This window comes from Pseudomonas sp. FP2335, from assembly GCF_030687535.1.
Classification (GTDB): domain Bacteria; phylum Pseudomonadota; class Gammaproteobacteria; order Pseudomonadales; family Pseudomonadaceae; genus Aquipseudomonas.
In genome coordinates, this window is sequence record NZ_CP117437.1 from 4,022,139 (window position 1) to 4,041,615 (window position 19,477).

23 protein-coding genes and 1 pseudogene are annotated in these 19,477 nt (G+C 54.9%); 14 read left to right on the forward strand and 10 right to left on the reverse strand.

Annotated features, from left to right (window positions below):
- Positions 1 to 9: 9 nt before the first annotated feature.
- Genes PSH81_RS17965 through PSH81_RS17980 form a run of 4 tightly spaced genes read right to left on the reverse strand, consistent with a single transcriptional unit; the run spans position 10 to position 4,580 of the window.
- Positions 10 to 1,032 (reverse strand): LacI family DNA-binding transcriptional regulator, encoded by a 1,023-nt coding sequence (locus PSH81_RS17965; protein ID WP_192296818.1) that lies wholly within the window; start codon positions 1,030 to 1,032, stop codon positions 10 to 12.
- A 3-nt stretch (positions 1,033 to 1,035) separates the two neighbouring features.
- Positions 1,036 to 2,013 (reverse strand): ABC transporter permease, encoded by a 978-nt coding sequence (locus PSH81_RS17970; protein WP_226455123.1) that lies wholly within the window; start codon positions 2,011 to 2,013, stop codon positions 1,036 to 1,038.
- A complete protein-coding gene (locus PSH81_RS17975; protein WP_226455122.1) occupies positions 2,010 to 3,563 on the reverse strand; it encodes a sugar ABC transporter ATP-binding protein in 1,554 nt (517 codons plus the stop codon). Before PSH81_RS17975 ends, PSH81_RS17970 begins: the two co-directional genes overlap by 4 nt.
- Before the next feature lie 57 nt (positions 3,564 to 3,620).
- The gene (locus PSH81_RS17980; protein ID WP_226455121.1) at positions 3,621 to 4,580 is read right to left on the reverse strand and encodes a sugar ABC transporter substrate-binding protein; all 960 of its coding nucleotides are present in this window, start codon (positions 4,578 to 4,580) and stop codon (positions 3,621 to 3,623) included.
- 486 nt (positions 4,581 to 5,066) lie between these two features.
- Here PSH81_RS17980 and PSH81_RS17985 point away from each other — a divergent pair, with 486 nt between their 5' ends.
- The 3 genes from PSH81_RS17985 to PSH81_RS17995 all read left to right on the forward strand — a co-directional run bounded on the left by PSH81_RS17985 (position 5,067) and on the right by PSH81_RS17995 (position 7,272).
- A complete protein-coding gene (locus PSH81_RS17985) occupies positions 5,067 to 6,155 on the forward strand; it encodes an asparaginase (RefSeq protein WP_226455120.1) in 1,089 nt (362 codons plus the stop codon).
- 171 nt (positions 6,156 to 6,326) lie between these two features.
- Positions 6,327 to 6,578 (forward strand): DUF1654 domain-containing protein, encoded by a 252-nt coding sequence (locus PSH81_RS17990; RefSeq protein ID WP_192296823.1) that lies wholly within the window; start codon positions 6,327 to 6,329, stop codon positions 6,576 to 6,578.
- Positions 6,579 to 6,582: 4 nt separating this feature from the next.
- Positions 6,583 to 7,272, forward strand: coding sequence for an endonuclease (locus tag PSH81_RS17995; RefSeq protein ID WP_192296824.1), 690 nt, complete (start codon positions 6,583 to 6,585; stop codon positions 7,270 to 7,272).
- Positions 7,273 to 7,303: 31 nt separating this feature from the next.
- Here PSH81_RS17995 and PSH81_RS18000 read toward each other — a convergent pair whose 3' ends face one another.
- On the reverse strand, positions 7,304 to 7,669 hold the full coding sequence (locus PSH81_RS18000; RefSeq protein ID WP_226455223.1) for an SPOR domain-containing protein: 366 nt from the start codon (positions 7,667 to 7,669) through the stop codon (positions 7,304 to 7,306).
- Between the two features lie 262 nt (positions 7,670 to 7,931).
- Between PSH81_RS18000 and csrA the strand changes: the two genes are divergently transcribed.
- A complete protein-coding gene (gene csrA, locus PSH81_RS18005) occupies positions 7,932 to 8,126 on the forward strand; it encodes a carbon storage regulator CsrA (RefSeq protein WP_003192511.1) in 195 nt (64 codons plus the stop codon).
- 209 nt (positions 8,127 to 8,335) lie between these two features.
- On the forward strand, positions 8,336 to 8,599 hold the full coding sequence (locus PSH81_RS18010) for a hypothetical protein (protein ID WP_192296825.1): 264 nt from the start codon (positions 8,336 to 8,338) through the stop codon (positions 8,597 to 8,599).
- A 28-nt stretch (positions 8,600 to 8,627) separates the two neighbouring features.
- Here the strand turns inward: PSH81_RS18010 and PSH81_RS18015 are convergent, their stop codons facing one another.
- From PSH81_RS18015 to PSH81_RS18035, 5 genes are all read right to left on the reverse strand, one after another.
- Positions 8,628 to 9,248, reverse strand: coding sequence for an HAD-IA family hydrolase (locus PSH81_RS18015; RefSeq protein WP_230412710.1), 621 nt, complete (start codon positions 9,246 to 9,248; stop codon positions 8,628 to 8,630).
- Positions 9,249 to 9,401: 153 nt separating this feature from the next.
- Entirely contained in the window at positions 9,402 to 9,854 is a 453-nt protein-coding gene (locus PSH81_RS18020; RefSeq protein ID WP_305391223.1) for an anti-virulence regulator CigR family protein, read from the reverse strand.
- 78 nt (positions 9,855 to 9,932) lie between these two features.
- Positions 9,933 to 10,562 (reverse strand): pyroglutamyl-peptidase I, encoded by a 630-nt coding sequence (gene pcp / locus PSH81_RS18025; RefSeq protein ID WP_226455117.1) that lies wholly within the window; start codon positions 10,560 to 10,562, stop codon positions 9,933 to 9,935.
- Between the two features lie 7 nt (positions 10,563 to 10,569).
- The gene (locus PSH81_RS18030; protein WP_192296829.1) at positions 10,570 to 11,520 is read right to left on the reverse strand and encodes a DUF979 domain-containing protein; all 951 of its coding nucleotides are present in this window, start codon (positions 11,518 to 11,520) and stop codon (positions 10,570 to 10,572) included.
- The gene (locus PSH81_RS18035; protein ID WP_192296830.1) at positions 11,517 to 12,233 is read right to left on the reverse strand and encodes a DUF969 domain-containing protein; all 717 of its coding nucleotides are present in this window, start codon (positions 12,231 to 12,233) and stop codon (positions 11,517 to 11,519) included. The genes PSH81_RS18030 and PSH81_RS18035 overlap by 4 nt, the downstream gene beginning before the upstream one ends.
- Between PSH81_RS18035 and PSH81_RS18040 the strand changes: the two genes are divergently transcribed.
- From PSH81_RS18040 to PSH81_RS18080, 9 genes and pseudogenes are all read left to right on the forward strand, one after another.
- Entirely contained in the window at positions 12,232 to 12,609 is a 378-nt protein-coding gene (locus tag PSH81_RS18040) for a hypothetical protein (protein ID WP_192297247.1), read from the forward strand. The two genes, PSH81_RS18035 and PSH81_RS18040, sit on opposite strands and share 2 nt — an antisense overlap.
- A 112-nt stretch (positions 12,610 to 12,721) precedes the next feature.
- Positions 12,722 to 12,961, forward strand: a pseudogene (locus PSH81_RS18045) (helix-hairpin-helix domain-containing protein).
- Between the two features lie 205 nt (positions 12,962 to 13,166).
- Complete coding sequence (locus PSH81_RS18050; RefSeq protein WP_305391224.1) at positions 13,167 to 14,123, forward strand: site-specific integrase; 957 nt, start codon at positions 13,167 to 13,169, stop codon at positions 14,121 to 14,123.
- Between the two features lie 315 nt (positions 14,124 to 14,438).
- The gene (locus PSH81_RS18055) at positions 14,439 to 14,720 is read left to right on the forward strand and encodes a hypothetical protein (protein WP_305391225.1); all 282 of its coding nucleotides are present in this window, start codon (positions 14,439 to 14,441) and stop codon (positions 14,718 to 14,720) included.
- Entirely contained in the window at positions 14,717 to 15,124 is a 408-nt protein-coding gene (locus tag PSH81_RS18060) for a hypothetical protein (RefSeq protein WP_305391226.1), read from the forward strand. The genes PSH81_RS18055 and PSH81_RS18060 overlap by 4 nt, the downstream gene beginning before the upstream one ends.
- A gap of 2 nt (positions 15,125 to 15,126) precedes the next feature.
- On the forward strand, positions 15,127 to 15,417 hold the full coding sequence (locus tag PSH81_RS18065) for a hypothetical protein (RefSeq protein ID WP_305391227.1): 291 nt from the start codon (positions 15,127 to 15,129) through the stop codon (positions 15,415 to 15,417).
- A 95-nt stretch (positions 15,418 to 15,512) separates the two neighbouring features.
- Complete coding sequence (locus PSH81_RS18070; RefSeq protein ID WP_305391228.1) at positions 15,513 to 16,763, forward strand: hypothetical protein; 1,251 nt, start codon at positions 15,513 to 15,515, stop codon at positions 16,761 to 16,763.
- A 625-nt stretch (positions 16,764 to 17,388) separates the two neighbouring features.
- Complete coding sequence (locus PSH81_RS18075; RefSeq protein WP_275959246.1) at positions 17,389 to 17,745, forward strand: hypothetical protein; 357 nt, start codon at positions 17,389 to 17,391, stop codon at positions 17,743 to 17,745.
- Positions 17,746 to 18,438: 693 nt separating this feature from the next.
- Positions 18,439 to 19,026, forward strand: coding sequence for a hypothetical protein (locus tag PSH81_RS18080; protein ID WP_305391229.1), 588 nt, complete (start codon positions 18,439 to 18,441; stop codon positions 19,024 to 19,026).
- Positions 19,027 to 19,477 lie beyond the last annotated feature (451 nt).

Below are 19,477 nucleotides of genomic sequence, written 5' to 3' on the forward strand. Positions count from 1 at the left end.
CAATTCGGTTCAGCGGTATTGGGCAAACACACCGGCGACGGGCGCCGTGGACTCGCGCAACACAATGCTCGGCGTCACGATGCGTTGATCGATCGGCAGTTGGGGTGTTGCAATTCGTCGCAATAAAAGCTCGGCCGCCGTCTCGCCCAGTTGCACGATCGACTGCCCGACCGTGGTCAGCGCCGGGTACACGTAGCGGCCCATTTGAATGTCATCGAAACCGATCACCGACAGCTCGCCCGGCACACGGATATTACGCTCGGCAGCTGCACGCAACACGCCGAAACCGATCATATCGTTGCTGGCAAAAATCGCGCTGGGCGGGTTTTGCGCCAGCAATTGCACGGCAGCGGCATAACCACCGGTGCTGGTGAAATCACTTTCCTGGGTACGGTCGGGCGCCACGTCCACGCCTGCCTCACGCAACGCGCGGTGGTAGCCTGCCAGGCGCATCTGCGCGACGCGGGTGTGCGCAGGGCCGCCGATGCAGGCGATGTCCCGATGACCCAACTCAAGCAGGTGCCGAGTCGCCAGGTAAGCGCCCTGCTCGTGATCGATGCGCACCAGATCGACATCAATGCCGTCCAGCGCCCGGTCGACAATCACCATAGGCGTGCGTACTGCGCTCAAGCCAGCGGCCAGGCCGCTGTCGTCGCCGCCCACCGACGTCACGATCAGGCCGTCGATGCGCTTTTCCAGCAACACCCGTAAATAGTTACGCTGTTTTTCCGCGTTGTCGTCGGAATTGCACAGGATCACGCAATAGCCGTTACGCTCGCAGTAATCCTCGATGCCCCTGGCCAACTCCGCGAAATACGGGTTGAGACTGTTGGGCACCAGCAGGCCGATGGTGGCAGTGGTCTTGGCCTTGAGCGAACGCGCAACGGCGCTAGGCACGTAGTCGAGTTGCTTGATCGCCGCTTCCACCTTGATGCGCACCGGCTCACTGACCGGGCGCGTCTTGTTCACCACATGGGACACCGTGGTGTAGGAAATACCTGCAAGCGCGGCCACATCCTTGATCGTTGCCATGGGTCAGCCCCGCCGACTGGCGCGCTGGCTGCGGTAGGTATCCAGGACCACCGCAATCACGATCACGGCACCGGTGATGATGCGCTTGGTCGGCTCCGTAGCACCGATCTGCGCCAAACCGGCGGCCAGTACCGAAATAATCAACACACCAAAAAAGGTACTGATTACCGAACCGCGACCGCCCATCAGGCTGGTGCCACCGATAACCACCGCCGCAATCACTTGCAGTTCAAGGCCAGAACCAGCATTCGGGTCCGCCGCTTCCAGACGCGATATCTGGAACAGCGCCGCCACACCGGCCAACAGGCCCATGAGGCTGAACACCAGGATTTTGTAGGGCTTGGGATTGATCCCGGCCAGGCGCACCGCTTCTTCGTTGGTGCCGATACCGATCAGGTAACGACCAAACACCGTACGGGTCAACACCAGTTGGGCGACGATGATTACCAGCAGCGCAATGATGAACGACGGTGAAATGCCAAAGGCCACTGGGTTGGACAGCCAGGCAAACGAGTCGCCGATGTAGGCGGTACGCGAACCGGTCATTTGGTACGCCACGCCACGGGCCATTTCCAGCACGCCAAGGGACACGATAAACGACGGAATACGCCAGGCCACGGTGATCGAACCGGTGATGGTGCCCGCCAGTGCGGCGCAGCCCATACCGAGTATGGCGGCGGGGAAGACGCTCCAGCCCCAGCCAAGGATCGCCACGCTGACCGCCGACGCCGCCAATGCCAACACCGAGCCCACCGACAAATCGATGCCGCCGATGATCAGGATGAAAGTCATGCCGACTGCCAGCACCATGAGGTCCGGGATCTGGTTGGCCAGGGTACTGAAGGTGTCGTAGGACAGGAAGTGATCGCTGAGTACCGAGAACAGCGCAATCATTGCCAGCAACGCGCCAGCCAGCCCCAGGTAAGTACCCAGGCCGTAGAAGTTGCCGCCGGTTTTGCCCGGGGAAATTGTGGTTTTCATGGGGTATCCCTAAGCGCTGCGTCGTTCAGCAGCGCGTCACGTTTCTGATAGCCGGCAAAGGCGGCGGCAAGCAATTCGTCCTGGGTCCAGCTGTCGCGCTCGAAGGTCTCGATCAAGCGCCCGGCGGACAACACCCCGATGCGATCGCAGATCAGCATGAGTTCGCGCAGGTCGCTGGACACCACCACCAGCGCTTTGCCTTGGCGCGTCAGTTCACCAAGCAAGGCATAAATGTCGAATTTGGCACCTACGTCGATGCCACGGGTCGGCTCATCGAACAGCATCACCGAGCAGTCGCGCTCCAGCCAGCGGCCAATCACCACCTTCTGCTGGTTACCGCCGGACAGTTCAGAGACCAACTGCGCCGGACTGGAACTGCGGATGCGCATGGCATCGATCTGGCGCTTGGCCAAGGCCGTTTCGTTGCGGCTGTTGACCACCCCACCGCCGGAAATTTCCGGCATGTTGCCCAAGGCTATGTTGGCGCTGATGGACTGGGTCAGCAGCAGGCCTTCACCCTTGCGGTCCTCGGTGATCAGCGCAATGCCATGGTCCACTGCGTCCACCGGCGAACGAATGCTCACTACCCGGGCTGGCGAGCCGAGCGCCACGGTGCCGCTGTCGGCCAGGTCGGCACCGAAGATGAGGCGCAACAGCTCGGTACGACCGGCGCCGATCAGGCCGGAGATGCCGTAGATCTCGCCTGCGCGCACTTCAAAGGACACGTCGCGAACCTTGTCCGAGCGAGTCAGGCCTTTTACCGTCAGGGCCGGATCGCCGATGGTGCGCGGGCCCAGGTCGATGTGCTCGCCCAGCTCGCGACCGACCATCAAGGTCACCAATTGCTCGCTGTTGTAGTTGGCCATTGGCTCGACGCACACCAGCTTGCCGTCACGCAGCACCGCAATGCGCTGGGCGACACGGGCGAGCTCTTCCAGCCGATGCGAAATATAAATGATCGCCACGCCCCGAGCCTGCAGGCGGGTGATTTGCTCGAACAGCATCTCGACTTCACGGGCGGTCAGCATGGCCGTCGGTTCATCGAGGATCAGCACGTGGCAGTCGCCGATGAGGTTGCGCGCGATCTCGACCATTTGTTGATGGCCGATACCCAGGCTGCCGACCAGGGTGTCCGGGTCGATCGCGTCCAGGCCGACCTGGGCCATGGCCTCAATCGCGGCCTTGCGCAGTTGCTTGCGGCTGATCCAGCCACAGTGGCTGGGCAGGTTATCCAGAAACAGGTTTTCGGCGACGGTCAGCGTCGGCAGCAGGTTGAGTTCCTGCATGACCATGCGCACCCCCAGCCCTTCAGCCTGGGTACGACTGCCCGGACGGTAGTCCTGACCATTGAATTGCATATGCCCGGTGGTCGGCGTGACCAACCCGCCGATAATCTTCGACAAGGTGCTTTTGCCTGCGCCGTTTTCTCCGGTCAGCGCCAGTACTTCTCCGCGATTGAGCGTCAGGGTGATGTCGGACAGAACCGGCTGGGCATAGGTCTTACCGATACCGCTGACCGAGAGGACAGCGTTCGGGGCGGAAGATGACATAGGAAAATCTCCAGGCGCCCGTCCAGGACGAACGGGCGCTGTTGGGTGCTGCCAGGATTACTGCTTGATGACGAGTTCGACCGGGGTTTCGATCACGCCGTCTTTGGCATCGACCTTTTCACCCTTGACCAGCTTGAGTGCGTTCTGGATGCCGAACACGGCTTGCTGGGCAGCAGCCTGGTCGGCGGTCGCCAGGACGCGGCCGTCTTGCAGCATCGGCTTGATGGCTTCGATGTTGTCGTAGCCTACGACCAGTACTTTGCCAGCCTTGCCGGCTGCGCGAACAGCGGAGACCGCGCCCAGGGCCATGTTGTCGTTACCGGCCAACAAGGCCTTGAGGTCTGGCGTTTCGCTGAGCATCGCGGCGGCGATCTTGTTGCCCTGATCGATTTCCCAGTTACCGGATTGGGTAGAAACGATCTTCATGCCGGCCGCGTCCATCGCATCCTTGAAGCCCGCGGTGCGCTGCTGGGCGTTGGTGGTGGTCGGCACACCTTCAATGATGCCGACCTTGTCACCCGCTGCCAGATGCTTGGCCAGGTAGTCCCCCACCAGCTTGGAGCCTTTGCGGTTGTCGGGGCCTACAAACGGGATGTCGAGGTGCTTGCTTTTGAGCACGTCCGGATCAAGGCGGTTATCGATATTGACGACCTTGATACCGGCATCCGAGGCTTTCTTCAGCACAGTGACCAGTGCCTTGGAGTCGGCAGGGGCGATCACGATCGCATTCACCTTGGCGAGGATCATCTGGTTGACGATATCGATCTGCGCGCTGGTATCGGTTTCGTTCTTGATCCCGTTGGTGATCATGTCGAAATCGGCGGCGTGTTCTTTCTGATATGTCTTGGCACCGTCTTGCATGGTGACAAAGAATTCGTTGGCGAGTGATTTCATGACCAGGCCGACCTTGGGTTTGGCGGCGGCGTCATCGGCAAATGCAGAGGAAAGAGGTAAGGCGGCGGATGCGGCAGCCAGCACAGCGACAGCAAGAAGACGTCCAGCGAATGGCAGCTTCATGGGTTCACTCCGATCTTATGATTATTGTGAGCAACGCCTGCATGGAAACATCTCGCAAACGTTTGCGTTATTGAAACTATGAGAACCTTGTCGAGATTTGTCAACGGTATCCCGCAGCCTTTCATCCTGGCCCTCTGCCCCCCCCCCACCTTCACGCCACGTCCTTAAACATCGCCAGCGCTCGGTCGTTCTCTAAAACGACAGGCCTTTGGGCTGAAGTCATACACGCCCAAGGAAGATCCGATCATTTTTTCGGACAACCGAACGCGATAACGTCCAGCTGTTCGGAAAGCCGGACAGCAGATCGTCCGAGTCGCTTAAAAATTCAAACCAAACCCTTAAAAATCAACGCTTTATTTTATGAACACAAACTTGTCCAGGCTGGTACAGATCCTGCTGTTCCCCTGAACCTCGCGGCGTTCAGAACCGCCCGAGCGCTCTAGATGAACCTGCACCAGCACTCATCACAAACCAGAGAGAAAAATAATGAAATCTGCATTGAAGAACATTGTTCCGGGCGCGTTGGCCCTACTGCTGCTGTTCCCCGTTGCCGCCCAGGCAAAGGAAGCTGAAACCAAGACCAAACTGTCCAACGTGGTGATCCTCGCCACCGGCGGCACCATCGCCGGCGCTGGCGCCAGCGCGGCCAACAGTGCCACGTACCAGGCAGCCAAGGTCGGTATCGAACAACTGATCGCCGGTGTTCCTGAGCTTAGCCAAGTCGCCAATGTGCGTGGCGAACAAGTGATGCAGATTGCGTCCGAGAGCATCAACAACGACAACCTGCTGCAACTGGGCCGCCGTGTTGCCGAATTGGCCGATAGCAAGGATGTGGACGGTATCGTGATCACCCACGGTACCGACACCCTCGAAGAGACCGCCTACTTTCTGAACCTTGTGGAAAAAACCGACAAGCCGATCATTGTGGTCGGCTCGATGCGCCCAGGCACCGCCATGTCGGCGGACGGCATGCTCAACCTGTACAACGCCGTGGCCGTTGCCGGCAGCAAAGAAGCACGCGGCAAAGGCGTACTGGTGACCATGAACGACGAGATCCAGTCGGGTCGCGACGTGAGCAAGATGATCAATATCAAGACCGAAGCCTTCAAGAGCCCATGGGGCCCGCTGGGCATGGTGGTTGAAGGCAAATCCTACTGGTTCCGCCTGCCAGCCAAGCGCCACACCATGGATTCGGAATTTGACATCAAGAACATCAAGAGCCTGCCCGACGTTGAAATCGCCTATGGCTACGGCAACGTGAGCGACACCGCCTACAAGGCGCTGGCCCAGGCTGGCGCCAAAGCCATCATCCACGCCGGCACCGGCAATGGCTCGGTGTCATCCAAGGTTGTCCCTGCCCTGCAGGAACTGCGTAAACAAGGCGTACAGATCATTCGTTCTTCCCACGTGAATGCCGGCGGTTTCGTTCTGCGCAATGCCGAACAACCTGACGACAAATACGACTGGGTAGTCGCCCATGACCTGAACCCGCAAAAAGCCCGCATCCTCGCGATGGTCGCCCTGACCAAGACCCAGGACAGCAAAGAGCTGCAACGGATGTTCTGGGAATATTGATTCCTGGTGATTGACCGGCAGGGGTGGTTTACCGCCCCTGCCTCCCCCCGCAATGACCCCTGCGCCAAACCACCTTTATCGACGTCAATCAGGCTTCCTGAGTTTTAAGCAGTTGCGAAATTGCGCACAGTTAAATACTGTACGCACGTACAGCTTATCAAGGAATCTTCCGTGGCAAAGTCTTCTTCCGCAGCGTCAACTCCACCTGATGCCTACACACGCCTGGCGACGCGTGTGCAAAAGATCATCAATTCGACCAATGCCCAGAAAGCGAAGGCAGCCTTGATCTTCCGCCTACCGGATGAGCCGGAAGACGAGTGGCAGCGCCTGCTCGAGGAAATCGCAGAGAACGATAACGTCACCCTCGCCTACCGGGATGATGGTGGTGTGCAGATTTTCTGGGTTGTGCCGAAGGAAGATTGATTCAATGAGTGCCCGTTTTATTGCTGTGTGTTGCCTGTTTTTTGCCATTAGCGCCCAGGCGCAAGCACCGCGAACGTTCAGCGAAGCCAAGAAAGTCGCCTGGAAACTCTACGCCCCGCAATCCACCGAGTTCTATTGCGGCTGCAAATACACCGGCAACCGTGTGGACCTGAAAGCCTGCGGTTACATCCCCCGCAAGAGCGCCAGCCGTGCCGCACGTATCGAATGGGAGCACATCGTTCCGGCCTGGCAGATCGGGCATCAGCGTCAGTGCTGGCAAAACGGCGGGCGCAAGAACTGTACGCGTCATGATGACGTGTTCAAGCGCGCCGAAGCCGACCTGCACAACCTGGTGCCAAGCATTGGCGAGGTGAATGGCGACCGCAACAACTTCAGTTTTGGCTGGCTGCCAGTACAACGCGGGCAGTACGGCTCATGCCTGACCCAAGTGGACTTCAAGGCCAAGAAGGTCATGCCACGTCCGTCGGTTCGCGGGATGATTGCGCGGACTTACTTCTATATGAGCAAACAATACGGTTTGCGCCTGTCGAAACAGGATCGCCAACTGTATGAAGCCTGGAACAAGACCTACCCAGTGCAACCCTGGGAGCGTCAACGCAACCAGACCGTAGCGTGCGTGATGGGACGCGGCAATGAATTCGTCGGCCCGGTAAACCTGAAAGCCTGCGGTTGAACGTGGGCGGGATTGCCGCCCAAGCCGTCTGTTACTGCGCCGCCTTGTGCTCGATGACCTGCGACTCGGTGTCGGTTTTCTTGGCGCGGGCCATCTTCTCGTTGAGCAGCGCTTGCTTGGCCTCGGCCTCGGCCTTGGTTGCAAATGGCCCCAGCAGTACTTCGTCCTTGCCGTCGACCTTCACGATATAAAAATTGAAACCATGTTCCAGCAACCACGCGGTCAGGTCTGTAATGGCCTGCAACTTGTGGTCGGGCGGGCCTACGCGCACATCCCATTCCTGGGCGGCAATCGTACCGGTCTGTGGCTGGCTTTCAGTCACGGCAGGCTTGGCCTTGGGGGCATCGACGCTTTTGCCTTCACCGCAACCGGCCAACGCCAACACCGCAATTGCCATCGCTACTTTACGCACTGCCCTGCTCCTTTAAGGATAAAGAGGCAACTTTATCATTCACTGTCTATTCTGGCCGTCATAAACGTTGGCTTAAACAATGCGAATCATGTATCGCAGACCTGTATGATGCCGCCATGGGAATTAATGTCGCCTCTATGCGTCCTAAAAGAGGCAGTCACAGGGAAGCGCTTAGCAGTAAGCTACACACATCCGACACCTGCCCTGTCTGAAACATGTGTCCTTAAAAGTAATCAAGGAGAAGTCCATGCTTATACTCACCCGCAAAGTCGGTGAAAGCATAAACATCGGTGATGACATCACGATCACCATCCTGGGCGTTAGCGGCCAGCAAGTACGAATCGGCATCAACGCTCCGAAGGATGTTGCCGTGCATCGCGAAGAGATTTACCAGCGCATCCAGGCCGGCCTGACTGCTCCGGACAAAAACCAGACGCCTTGACGCGCCCTCAGTAGCCAGCCCTTTCGTTTACTGTAACGGCTGGCGAAAACCCCTTGGGCCTGCTCGCACTTTTCGCGAGTCGCGAATGCCCTGCCGGTTTATTGCCTGCGAAAGATGAAACTGTATCGAAGTTTGGAACTTGTCCGCCGATTCATAGCCGAACCTCCTGAGTTTCCCCCGGCCATCAGAGTGCACTCAGGAGCACGTCGATGAGGCTTACCTCTACGCAACACATTTCCACCCGCGCCTGGACAATAACCTTGCTGATTGCGCTTGCCTTCCTCGGGATGGAATATGCCCTCAAATTGGAAGCGGAACGCACTTTCGGTAACGAAGTGAGCTCATGGCTCGACCTCGGGCTATTCCTGTGCACCTACCTGTTCGTGTTTTGCCTCAAGCCGATCCAGGTGATCGTCCAGCGAAAGCTGTGCAGGCGCGCAGCTCATCGCGCGCACCGGAAAACGGCGAGCTGATGAACCACGCCTACCTGAGCGTCGGCGGCTACAAAACCCTGCCGTGCACGTAGAGCAAACCTTCAGCGTTGCGCCTGGCCTGCAATTGTTCATATCCATCTATCGAAGGGTGCTTGGTCACCATCGGCTCGAGATGCGTCGACGTCACGACCATCACATCCGCACCCGCCGCTTCCCCGGCTCGAATACCTACGGCCGCATCCTCGAATACCAGGCAGTCCTCAACCGACACCCCAAGCCGCTGCGCACCGAGCACATAACAGGCTGGGTCCGGCTTGCCGCTGGCCACATCTTCGGCCGTCACCAACACGGCGGGCGGCGTAATACCCGCAGCCTGCAGGCGACGCAACGCCAGTGCCCGCGGGGCAGACGTCACCAGCGCCCATTGATCGCCCGGTAAATCACTCAGGAAAGCAACGGCCCCAGGAATCGCGACAACGCCTTCGACATCGTTGATTTCGGCTTCGGTAATCCACTGCGCCTCAACCTCAGGATCGACCCCGGGCAGCGCCTGACGCGTGATGGTGTCAATGGCGCGGGCGCCATGAATGGTGGCCAGGAACGCCGCCACGTCCAGGCCATGACGCTGCGCCCAAGTGCTCCACACCCGCTCGGCGGCAGCGATGGAGTTGAGCAGGGTGCCATCCATATCGAACAGAAAGGCGCGGTAATGCTGGGCAACGGGGATGGACACTGCGTAATTTCCTCATGGGCGGTAACAAACAATCAGCCCGCTGCAATCTACGGATCACCTGGGTGCTTGTAAACGCTGTCGGTGCCTGGACGCCCAATCGGCTAGCCATCAGCGTCCGTCAAACGCGCCATTGAGGATTTCATAGATGACGCCCGTAGCAATTGCTACCAATATCAGATCGGTGCCCGCTTGCCGCCACTCATACCCATCGTAATGGGGGAGCTGGCCGGCTAAACGACCATCGAGTTTTTTTGCGATCCCTGGCGGCAAGGGCTTGCCGCGCGCCAGGTTTTTCTGGATGCTGGGGGGCAATGCAGGGCCTGGACTCCAGTAGTCCCGATGCCCCACCAGCACATTGAGTACACCGCCGCGGTCGATGCTGGGGCCGCGAGCATCCGGAGCACCTTTGCCCTTGGATTTATCATGCCCCTGCCCACCCTGGTCATGCCCCTTGTTATTACCGCCGCCCTTGCCATTGCCCGGATCAGCCAAGGCAATAGCGCTACCCGCAGACAAGGCCAGTGACAACACCACAGACATGAACTTGGGATACTTGATCATGGCGAATCGTCCAGAACAGGAATGTTCCTGAACTGTAGTCGAGCCTAGGGTTTCTCACGCAGAATCAGCAAGACCTCATCAACTCACCCGACCGCCGACCTCAACGACATCCACCGAGGTTTTCCAAGCAGCCAGCACGGCGACCCGCAACCCCTCGACCAGGGTCGACAGCGCCATCGTTGGCTCGCCCGAACCAGGCAGGTTGGGCACATGAACAAACCCGCTACGTATCCCTGTCCCCACCAGTGCATGCTGCAACAGATAAAACACCTGGTTGCACACAAACGTCCCCGCCGTCTGCGAAACCGACGCCGCAATCCCCGCCTCGCGCACAGCCTTGACCATCGCTTTGATCGGCAACGTACTGAAGTACGCCGCCGGACCGCCCACCACGACAGCAGTGTCGATAGGCTGCGCGCCCAGGTTATCGGGGATGCGCGCATCGTTGACGTTGATCGCCACCCGCTCGATGGAAATATCACTGCGCCCAGGCCCCAGCCCAGTCGCAATGACCATCACAGGTTGCAGCTCGGCAATCAATTGGGCCAGGCAGTCACCCGCCGTGGCAAATGCGCAAGGCAAGCGGCGCGCAACAATCTGCACACCGTCGTCCAGCAGCATCCCGTCCAGCTGGCGCGCAGCCTCCCAGGACGGGTTCACCGGGGCTTGATCAAAGGGCTCAAACCCCGTCAGCAGTAGCGTTCGCATCTTCGCCTCACATCAACAGATAAAGCAGGACGATATTGACCACCAGCATCATCAACGCAGTCGGCAACTGCGCCTTGATCACCGCGTTCTTGTCCGGCAGCTCCAACAGCGCGGCGGGCACAATATTGAAGTTGGCCGCCATGGGCGTCATCAGTGTGCCGCAGTAACCGGAGAACATGCCGATGGCCGCCATCACCGCAGGGTTGCCGCCGTAGATACCAACCAGTACCGGCACGCCGACACCACCGGTCATCACCGGAAACGCGGCGAAGCCGTTCCCCATGATCACCGTGAACAACGCCATGCCAAGCACATAGACCATCACCGCCACCAACTTGAAATCCAGGTTGATGTAGGTGGTGGTGACGTGAGCCACAGCAGTGCCGACCCCCGCTTCATTGAACAACAGCCCAAGCATCGCCAGCATCTGCGGCAGCACCATGGCCCAGCCCAGGGCTTCGGTCAGGCGTCGGGATTCACGCAAGGCTTGCACCGGGGTATCACGGGTCAGCCAGCACGCCAGGCCAAGGGCGATCAGGCAGCCGATGCCGAGAGACACGAAGGTGGTGTTTTTCGGGTCCAGCAACGGTACACCGCCGATCTCGGTGTGCTTGAGCAATACCGAGCCAATTACCGTGGTCAACGGAATGGCCAGTGCCGGGATAAACAGCTTGTGCCCCAGGCGACCGGCGCTGGCACGGGAAGCCTTGTCATGCAGTTCGGCATGGGCTCCTCGCCCGACACCGCCCAAGCCTGCGATCAACGCCATCACCACCACACCGACGCCGATAACCACCGACGGCAAGCGCTCGCCGACCAGGAACGGAATGGCGAACAGCAGCCAGAACAACGCGCTGGACCAACGCTTGGGATGGGTGCGATCCAACACGATCATGCCCGCCGTGATCAGCAACAGCACACCGGCCAGCCAGTACAGGTATTGAATGGAGATAATCATTGCGCGGCCTCCACGGCGGTAGCGACCGGCGTCAGCTCACGGGTGAGCCGGCGGTCGAATCGGTGCAGGCGGATCGCGTGAATGATGAAGGCACAGATCGCCGTAGGGATGCCCCACACGGCAATATGCAGCGGCTCCACATCGATTCCGGAGCCGAGCAGGAAGGTGTGCATCAGCGCGATGGCACCAAAAGCGACAAAGATGTCTTCACCGAAAAACAGCCCAACGTTGTCGGTCGCCGCGCACATGGCCAACACCTTGTGGCGCACCTTGTCTGGCAGTTTGCCGTAGCGTTTTTCCGCCGCACCTTCCGCCATCGGCGCCAGCAGCGGCCGCACCATCTGTGGATGCCCGCCCAGGCTGGTCAGCCCCATGGCTGCAGTGGATTCGCGCACAAACAAATAGATGATCAACAGTCGCCCGACGGTCGCACGTTCGAACCGTGCGATCCAGTTCTGCGCATGCAGGCGCAAACCGTGGCGTTCCAGCAGCCCAATCACGGCCAGGGGTAATAAAAGAATCAGTTGCAGGGCGCGGGTCTGAAGGAAACCTTCACCCATGCTGGCGAGGATTTTCTCCAAGGGAAAATGGGCAGCAAGCCCGGTCGCGATGGCGGCAGCGGTGACCACCAGCAGCGGATTGAAGCGCAAGACAAAGCCAACCACGATGACAAGTACGCCGATCAACGGCCATAGGTTCACAACAGTTTGCATGACGATGAAGTCCTTATGTGCGCGCTGCGGCGCCATTACAGCAGGATGCGAACAAAGGGTTCGCAGCAAGAATGTGGCGGGCAGTCGGCTCGGTTTTTTATTGTTGACCCGGAAGGTCGAGCGTCAGTGGCGGCAACTTTGCTGTCTGGGATGGGGAGGTGTCCAACAAGAAAAATTGTTGCTGCACACCAATAAATTTTGTCGGCAATTCAAGACCGATCCAGGGCCGCCCCCCGTGATCGCGACAACAGTGACGAATCCGGCGCAGGACCTATACTCATTGGAGCGACAGCGTATTTCGCTGCTTCGCTTTGCTGACGAAGAGGTAATTCACTATGTACGCCGGACAAATGGGTATGGCGACAACGAATGGTGAGATCCGCTGCCAGATGGTTGTACAGATCATCTGCCTGCTATCGGTGGCTCAGCTTTTTTGCTGACTGATCAGTAAGCCCAAATACCCGACACCCGAAAAAAGGATTTTGCGGATGCCGTTTTCACCGGAAGAAAGATGCCTATTGCTTGCGCTCAAGGGCGTAGGTCCCACTGTGGCTGCCCGATTGGAGCAAATGGGCATCCAATCCCTGGCCGAACCAGGGGCGTCAGATGTCGGTGGCATCCTCGCGCAAGCCTAAGCAGCGTTAGGTTCGACGTGCCGGAAAAACAGCCCGCAATCTCGGGCGGCTATCACTGCGGCGGTGGATCTTGCGAGACGTGCCAAGGCGTAACGCCGCGCAAAAAATCAAGACAACAAAAAAGGGCCCACCTTTCGGTGAGCCCTTCTAGACCGCCCAGCAGAGCGGATTTTGTTTGGTAGGCGCGATTGGACTCGAACCAACGACCCCCACCATGTCAAGAGCCACCATGCTAGGCGCTAGGCCCCGTAGCCTATAGCCCTAAGGAAACGCCCATTCACATTATGAGGCGTCAATCATGGCTAACATTCGCTCCCTTCCCTCTGGCAATTGGAACGCTCAGGTTCGGTTGAGAGGAAGTCCCCCGCAATCCAAAACATTCCCTACTAAGGCATTGGCCCAGGCATGGGCAGATCAGTTGGAGGCTGTCACCAAGACGCATCAGACGCACACCCTGTACACGCTTGGCGTGACCTATTGCGAAACCATGCTGAAGGGCAAGGGTAGCTATGACCATGCAATCAAGATTGTTGACCAGCTCTTTGCTGCCTTCCCTCAGCCAATTCATGACATCACCCCTCAGCTAGTCAACGACTTCAAGCTGAAGCGCTTACAAACGGTCAAGCCTGCTACCTGTCGCATACAGCTAGCGTTCATGTCTCGTTTCTTCAGGTTCGCTAAGCGTGGCCTGCTCATAGACATACACAACCCCGTAAGTGACATAGCCCTACCCAAGCCCGACAAGTCGAGCGACAAGGTAATCAGTGCTGGCGAGCTTAGACAGTTGCTCAACAAGCTCTCCCCCACCATGGCCCTAATCGTGGAGCTGGCCTATGAGACAGCCATGAGGCGCTCAGAAATACTCAAGCTCACAACCCAATGCCTTCACCTGGATGAACGTATTGCGGATGTAGTGGATGGTAAGAACGGCACTAGGTCTGTGCCCTTGACCATGCGTGCCATAGAGCTATTGAAAGAGGCACAGAGGCTGGCTGTAGCAAACAAGGCACACAGAGGAAGACTGTTTATTGTGACGCCTCATGCTGTGTCACAGGCCGTTAGGCTGGCAAGGAACAAAGCAGGACTCGACTGTAGCGTGAGGCTTCACCAGTTAAGACATACACGTATAACCAATGTAGCCAAGAAGGGATTCAACAACGCTCAGATAATGGTTGTATCGGGGCACAGAGATACGAGATCAGTGGCTAGATACTCTCACTTGAATGCGAAGGATGTACTTCATCTCATTGATTAAGCCACCTGCAAACGCACAGGAACAACGATAGACAATCAACTGCCCCCATATAGCCATGCAAGCCTGTAGCCTCTTATAGGGGCTTACAGTGGCAGTGAGTAAAGGAATGGGTGTAGCTGAGAGTTACGGGTAGACATTAATTTTGAGAATCCATGTAGAGTTTTCTCTCAAAAAACAGTATAGCTTATACCAGTATAAAGATTGCTTCCTCCTAGCTGCTTTCAAAGGGCCAAATGGATAGCAGTCTTTTTGTTTGCCTGAGCGGCGAGCTCCACAACCATTGTAATATTGAAGAGGTTTTCTAAAGAGAGAGTAATGATGGAAATCGAAAAAATTATAGGAAGCAAAGCTATGAAACTTAACACAACAGACCGAAAACTCCTGTACTTGATGATTAGAAACAATAGCAACGATGGCTCACGCTGGTGTGAAATCTCCGTTAATGAGTTTTCTTCTGCATCGGGAAAATCACCAAGTGCATGCAGCCGAGTCATTCAATATCTAGTAAAGCACGAACTCATAGCCATCCGAAAGGTAAGGCTTGGATCTTCATATCGCAATCAATTTAAAACAATCCCCCTGGAGTATGACCAATGAACACAATTACAATGAATGAAGTTAACGAACTGGCTCGCCGCACTGGCAATACTCCCATGGGGGTTTTGACGGATCTAATCGAGCGTGGCTATCAGTTGGTCGAGGAACCTCCTGCACCTAGAGGCAATCCGTTGACTTCCTCTAAGGATGCATTAGCACAGTGGAAGACATCTAAGCAGAAGGTACGAGACGAGCTTTATAAAGCAGACCCCCTTGTTCGACAGCTTACTGACTTGGACAACGCATATAACTCATCTGCTCAGCAGGCCAAGCAAAGCATTGTCCAACGTGATGCGTTTGGAAATATTACAGGCACCACTAAATCCATGCTCACAGGGGCCACTTCAAAAGAGCAAGCGGAACTGATGGCAGCCATTCGTGCAATGTACAACCAAGGAGAATAACTATGAAAGCAGTAGACTTGACACCAGCAGAAGTAAAATCACTAGAACAGCGTCGCTCAGCCCTAGGTGCTATCGACTGTAGCATTGAGCAAAAGAACAAACTCATCTCAGGCACTAGGGACTACAAAGGGAGTGAGTATGGCATGACTCAATATGGCTCATATCAGGTGCTGTCTGTTCATGGTAGCAACTCGCTCCCTGTAGAGCTTGAAGGCACCTTCACAGACGCTAGACATATCACCCGAACGATAGATAACTTAATCACAGAAGGGAAACTGATTGAACCCAAGTAACCCATGGGACATTTAAAAATATAAACATCTAGCCACACACCTCTACCGCACTGACAACATAAGACAATTACAAAAACAACAATCGGAGCTACCTATTGATAAGAGTAGTTGACGCAATATGTGGAGCAGGAAAAACCACTTGGGTATTCGACCATATCCGCACAAATTCAGATAAGCGCTGGCTATTCGTATCTCCTTACCTTAGCGAAGTGGGTGACGGAAAGACCAAAGGGCGCATCCAACTAGAACTGCCCGCACTAGACTTCAAGGCTCCTGGCACGAACTCCCTTAGCAAGGCTTCACACCTCAAAAACCTTCTCACTGCCGGACACAATATTGCATGCACCCATGCGCTATTCGAGGACATTGATAAGGACACAGTACAAATCATCTATGAGAATGACTACCACCTAATCATTGATGAAACGATGGATATGATCGAAGTCTGGAAAGAGTACCACCCTCAAGACATTACAGCCCTGGCCGAGGCTGGCATGATTAACATTGCTGAAAGCGGTAAGGTAGAATGGAACCACATAAAGTATCCAAACTATAAAGGTCGTGACCTTTCAGTAAAGAACAAATGCGATATAGGCTCTCTATGGTTATATGGAGATAGTATCTTCATTGCTCGAACACCTCCTTGCGTCATTGATGCTGCCAAGACCGCTACCATTCTAACCTACCTTTTTGAGGGTAGCTTAATGGCTGCATGGCTGAAAGTTAACAAGCTGAGCTACACGCCCTACTACCCAGAAGGACTACGCTCAGAGGAGGAGATCAAGCGCATTATCAAATCCAAGCTCAGCATTATCAATACGCCCAAGAAGGTGCTAGAGATACAGAGAGATGACAGAGGTATGTATGCACCACATACATTCTCTTACTCATGGTTTGAAAATGCTGATAGTGAGTCACTGAAAGTGCTTGGTGCGAGCCTAGAGAATGCTAGACAGAAGAGTATGCCGAAGGGTGCATACTTCTGGACGGCACCAATAGGCTCAACTCCGTACCAACAATTAAAGGTTATGACTCATAAGCGCTGGCAGACTGACCTAGATAACAAAGACGGCTCCAAACACAGGACATTCGTTCCTTGGAATACTAGAGCAACCAACGACTTTGCAGACAGGACCAATTGCATATACGCCTACAATGTCTACCCGAACGTCTCAATAGTTCAACATTATAAGACCTTGGACATTGAGATTGACGCTGAGAAATATGCACTAGGCTACATGCTTCAATTCATCTTCAGAGGGTCGATAAGAACTCACAACCCTATGAGCATCTTGGTTGCTAGTGAGCGAATGAAAACCATGCTAGAAAACTGGCTAGAAATTTAGTGACAAGAAAAGTGCATTTCTTTGTCACCAAATCGCTAAACCCCCTTGTATTACGTGGCCTGTAGAGGGGCTCCCCTAAAGATATAGATATATCATAGATCAACGGCGTCAATACTGAGATCATTTTCTCTTAAAGACCTTTAAGGATTTTTGATCTTTTAAAGCATACAAGACTACCAATCTTATGCTTAGAAGCAAAAGCAACGTCGGCAGAGCCGACAAAGAGCACGCATTAAAAGAGAAAATCAAAAGCAGAGCATCTACCAGTGTATCGCTCTTGATCTTTCTTTATGCGTATGCCACTCCGTGGCGTGCTCTTGCTTTTGCTTCTGTCACGCAGTGACGTTAAGACAACTTACCCAGGACAACACAATGTCAGACAGTGATAACATTCGAATACCTGATCTAACCTCTTTCGTAATTCATAGCATCACCATACGAAGGGGTTTAGCCAAAGAGATTATTGCTAAGCGTAAGGACCACCAAGCGCTGTATTACATCTCATATAATCATGGCATCTCTCTTCAAGCAGTAGGCTATCTATCAAGATGTTCACTAGAGGAAATTGAGAGAGCGTCCGCTATTCATAAACTCTAACGACCATAATTAAACACAGAGACAAGCAATGAACCTAACAGATAAAGACAAGACAGAATACATTGAGACAAACTCACATTGCGTACTAGCTAAGCGCTTAGGCGTCAGCATGATTACTCTTGACACTTACGCAGAAGAACAAGGATGGAAAGAGGAACACCGCATCTATTGGCATGACAAATCAATTGAGATATTGAAACAAGAGCTAGTCAATGGAAACATCAGTGCCGTTAAGGAGATGTTAAAGGTAACTGGAGGCGTAAGACCTGTGGGACGCCCACGTAAATTAGAGGCTGAGCGTGAAATTGCAATCGACAAGCGCATTAAGGAAGAATATGACGCAGACATTCGACGAATGAAGCTCGTAGACAGCAAACCAAGATAATTATTTATTAAGACAGGAGGGGCGCATTGACCTAACAGTATGACCTTTAACTTATTTAACTTGAGTCGCGCATGTTCCGGCGCTGCTGATCTTATCACTCCCCCTCAAGCTTTCCAGATAGTCAATACACGCGTAATACTTTCGATTATAGCTCCGATCAAAACCTATCAAGGCGACAATTATGAAAACGAACACAGCTACATAGCGAATAATTTGAGATGCCACAATCGTCTGCATTTTGCATCCTAAAGGCAAGGAGGTAGATTGGCCACGGCACTGTGACCGTATAGATTAGGCGTGAAGCCTATGCCCCTCAGGGGTGCTCAATGCGTTACCACACTGGCCGTTCTTCATAGGGGCCAAGCCCTCTACGCCTGATAGTTCAGCTACCAGTCACCTGCCCTCCTAACCACGCCAGAAGGGGTAAGCGATCCACCTCTGAGGGTGGCACCTCGACCTGTTTACAAACCACCGGCTCGGTCCTCTCAGCGTTCAAGCCACCACTACACCATTGAAGGTTCGCTATGACCCTACTCACAATGAGGCGCCCCGCTCTCTGAGACGTACAGTTCAGCAGCTGCTAGGGCCGTTTCCCACTTATATTAATCTCCTTGAACGCCTGAAAAGTCAACAGCCAACTTCCATACTACCTTGGTGTCGAGTATCTTCTACGCATCGTCAGGAGTTTGTACTATGGATACGCTAGCACCGGAAGAATTGCTCCACTACGTTCGTATTGTTAGAGAGCTTAAAGAGCTAGTAGGGGGAAATAGTCCTTGGATTCCCCTTTGGTCAACCATTGCAGGCGCCCTACTCGCCTACATACCCTTGGCGGTAGGAGGATGGTGGCGCGCCAGAAAGGCAACCCAAGCAGTGCAGGCAGCGTTGATTGCTGAAATTTCTTATTTGGTCGGAATAATAGAACTTCGCGGATATTTGAAAGGCCTCATTAGTACCCACAAAGAATTAGAAGCGGATAACCAGAGAGATCGAAAATTCCATCACGATAATAATACATTTTTCACCGAGCACACTGAAACCACATTGCTCACAATACCTGAAGACTACAACAAAATTTACAAAGCTCACCTTGAAAAAATAGGTGTCCTACCTCCTAAGGTAGCTACTGATATTGTTACATTTTATGGGTTAATAGACGCGGTCGTACAAGACTTCAGGCCCGAAGGTGTTCTCAGAAACCAGGGTTACGCAGAGCAATACCAAGAAGCGATTCAACTTATGCATGCGGCACTTAAGATCGCTAGCAAATTAACCAGATGACCAGAACAGGTAATTTTTTCTAGATTGCTAAAACCAGCATTGCATATATAAGCCCCCCACCCCACACCCCCTGCCCCACCCCTAGAGAGACGCCCCCGCCAGCCCTACAGCAGCACACAGAGCGTTCAGGATTCACCACAGAGCGTAGGGCGTTGAGCGTGGCCGACAGGCGTACCCGCCTCACAGCAGGCACGTAGCTCAGTTGGTTAGAAGCCTGCCCTTGCGAGGCACGAGCAACGGGCAAGGGAGTGAGCCTGCGAACGTACCACCACCTAGACAAGATAGTGAACGAGCCATGTATATCAATGGGTTAGGTAGAGTCGTTCACAAATTTGAGTGTGAACAGAGGCAGGCATGAATCCACGTTCACATTGCCTTGTGTGAACGAAACCTATAATTTGTGAACGTTTTCTTAGGCAAAGAAAAAGGGGAACCCTTTCGGATTCCCCTT

Bases quoted from the DNA above. Each gene is read 5' to 3' on its own strand.
- PSH81_RS18010 (WP_192296825.1), top strand. From the start codon at position 8,336: ATGAGGCTTACCTCTACGCAACACATTTCCACCCGCGCCTGGACAATA.
- pcp (WP_226455117.1), bottom strand. From the start codon at position 10,562: ATGCGAACGCTACTGCTGACGGGGTTTGAGCCCTTTGATCAAGCCCCG.
- PSH81_RS17980 (WP_226455121.1), bottom strand. From the start codon at position 4,580: ATGAAGCTGCCATTCGCTGGACGTCTTCTTGCTGTCGCTGTGCTGGCT.
- PSH81_RS17970 (WP_226455123.1), bottom strand. From the start codon at position 2,013: ATGAAAACCACAATTTCCCCGGGCAAAACCGGCGGCAACTTCTACGGC.
- PSH81_RS18065 (WP_305391227.1), top strand. From the start codon at position 15,127: ATGAAAGCAGTAGACTTGACACCAGCAGAAGTAAAATCACTAGAACAG.
- PSH81_RS18030 (WP_192296829.1), bottom strand. From the start codon at position 11,520: ATGATTATCTCCATTCAATACCTGTACTGGCTGGCCGGTGTGCTGTTG.
- PSH81_RS18000 (WP_226455223.1), bottom strand. From the start codon at position 7,669: ATGGCAATTGCGGTGTTGGCGTTGGCCGGTTGCGGTGAAGGCAAAAGC.
- PSH81_RS18020 (WP_305391223.1), bottom strand. From the start codon at position 9,854: ATGATCAAGTATCCCAAGTTCATGTCTGTGGTGTTGTCACTGGCCTTG.
- PSH81_RS18075 (WP_275959246.1), top strand. From the start codon at position 17,389: ATGAACCTAACAGATAAAGACAAGACAGAATACATTGAGACAAACTCA.
- PSH81_RS18055 (WP_305391225.1), top strand. From the start codon at position 14,439: ATGATGGAAATCGAAAAAATTATAGGAAGCAAAGCTATGAAACTTAAC.
- PSH81_RS18015 (WP_230412710.1), bottom strand. From the start codon at position 9,248: ATGGATGGCACCCTGCTCAACTCCATCGCTGCCGCCGAGCGGGTGTGG.
- csrA (WP_003192511.1), top strand. From the start codon at position 7,932: ATGCTTATACTCACCCGCAAAGTCGGTGAAAGCATAAACATCGGTGAT.
- PSH81_RS17965 (WP_192296818.1), bottom strand. From the start codon at position 1,032: ATGGCAACGATCAAGGATGTGGCCGCGCTTGCAGGTATTTCCTACACC.
- PSH81_RS18060 (WP_305391226.1), top strand. From the start codon at position 14,717: ATGAACACAATTACAATGAATGAAGTTAACGAACTGGCTCGCCGCACT.
- PSH81_RS17995 (WP_192296824.1), top strand. From the start codon at position 6,583: ATGAGTGCCCGTTTTATTGCTGTGTGTTGCCTGTTTTTTGCCATTAGC.
- PSH81_RS17985 (WP_226455120.1), top strand. From the start codon at position 5,067: ATGAAATCTGCATTGAAGAACATTGTTCCGGGCGCGTTGGCCCTACTG.
- PSH81_RS18080 (WP_305391229.1), top strand. From the start codon at position 18,439: ATGGATACGCTAGCACCGGAAGAATTGCTCCACTACGTTCGTATTGTT.
- PSH81_RS18040 (WP_192297247.1), top strand. From the start codon at position 12,232: ATGACGATGAAGTCCTTATGTGCGCGCTGCGGCGCCATTACAGCAGGA.
- PSH81_RS18050 (WP_305391224.1), top strand. From the start codon at position 13,167: ATGGCTAACATTCGCTCCCTTCCCTCTGGCAATTGGAACGCTCAGGTT.
- PSH81_RS17975 (WP_226455122.1), bottom strand. From the start codon at position 3,563: ATGTCATCTTCCGCCCCGAACGCTGTCCTCTCGGTCAGCGGTATCGGT.
- PSH81_RS18035 (WP_192296830.1), bottom strand. From the start codon at position 12,233: ATGCAAACTGTTGTGAACCTATGGCCGTTGATCGGCGTACTTGTCATC.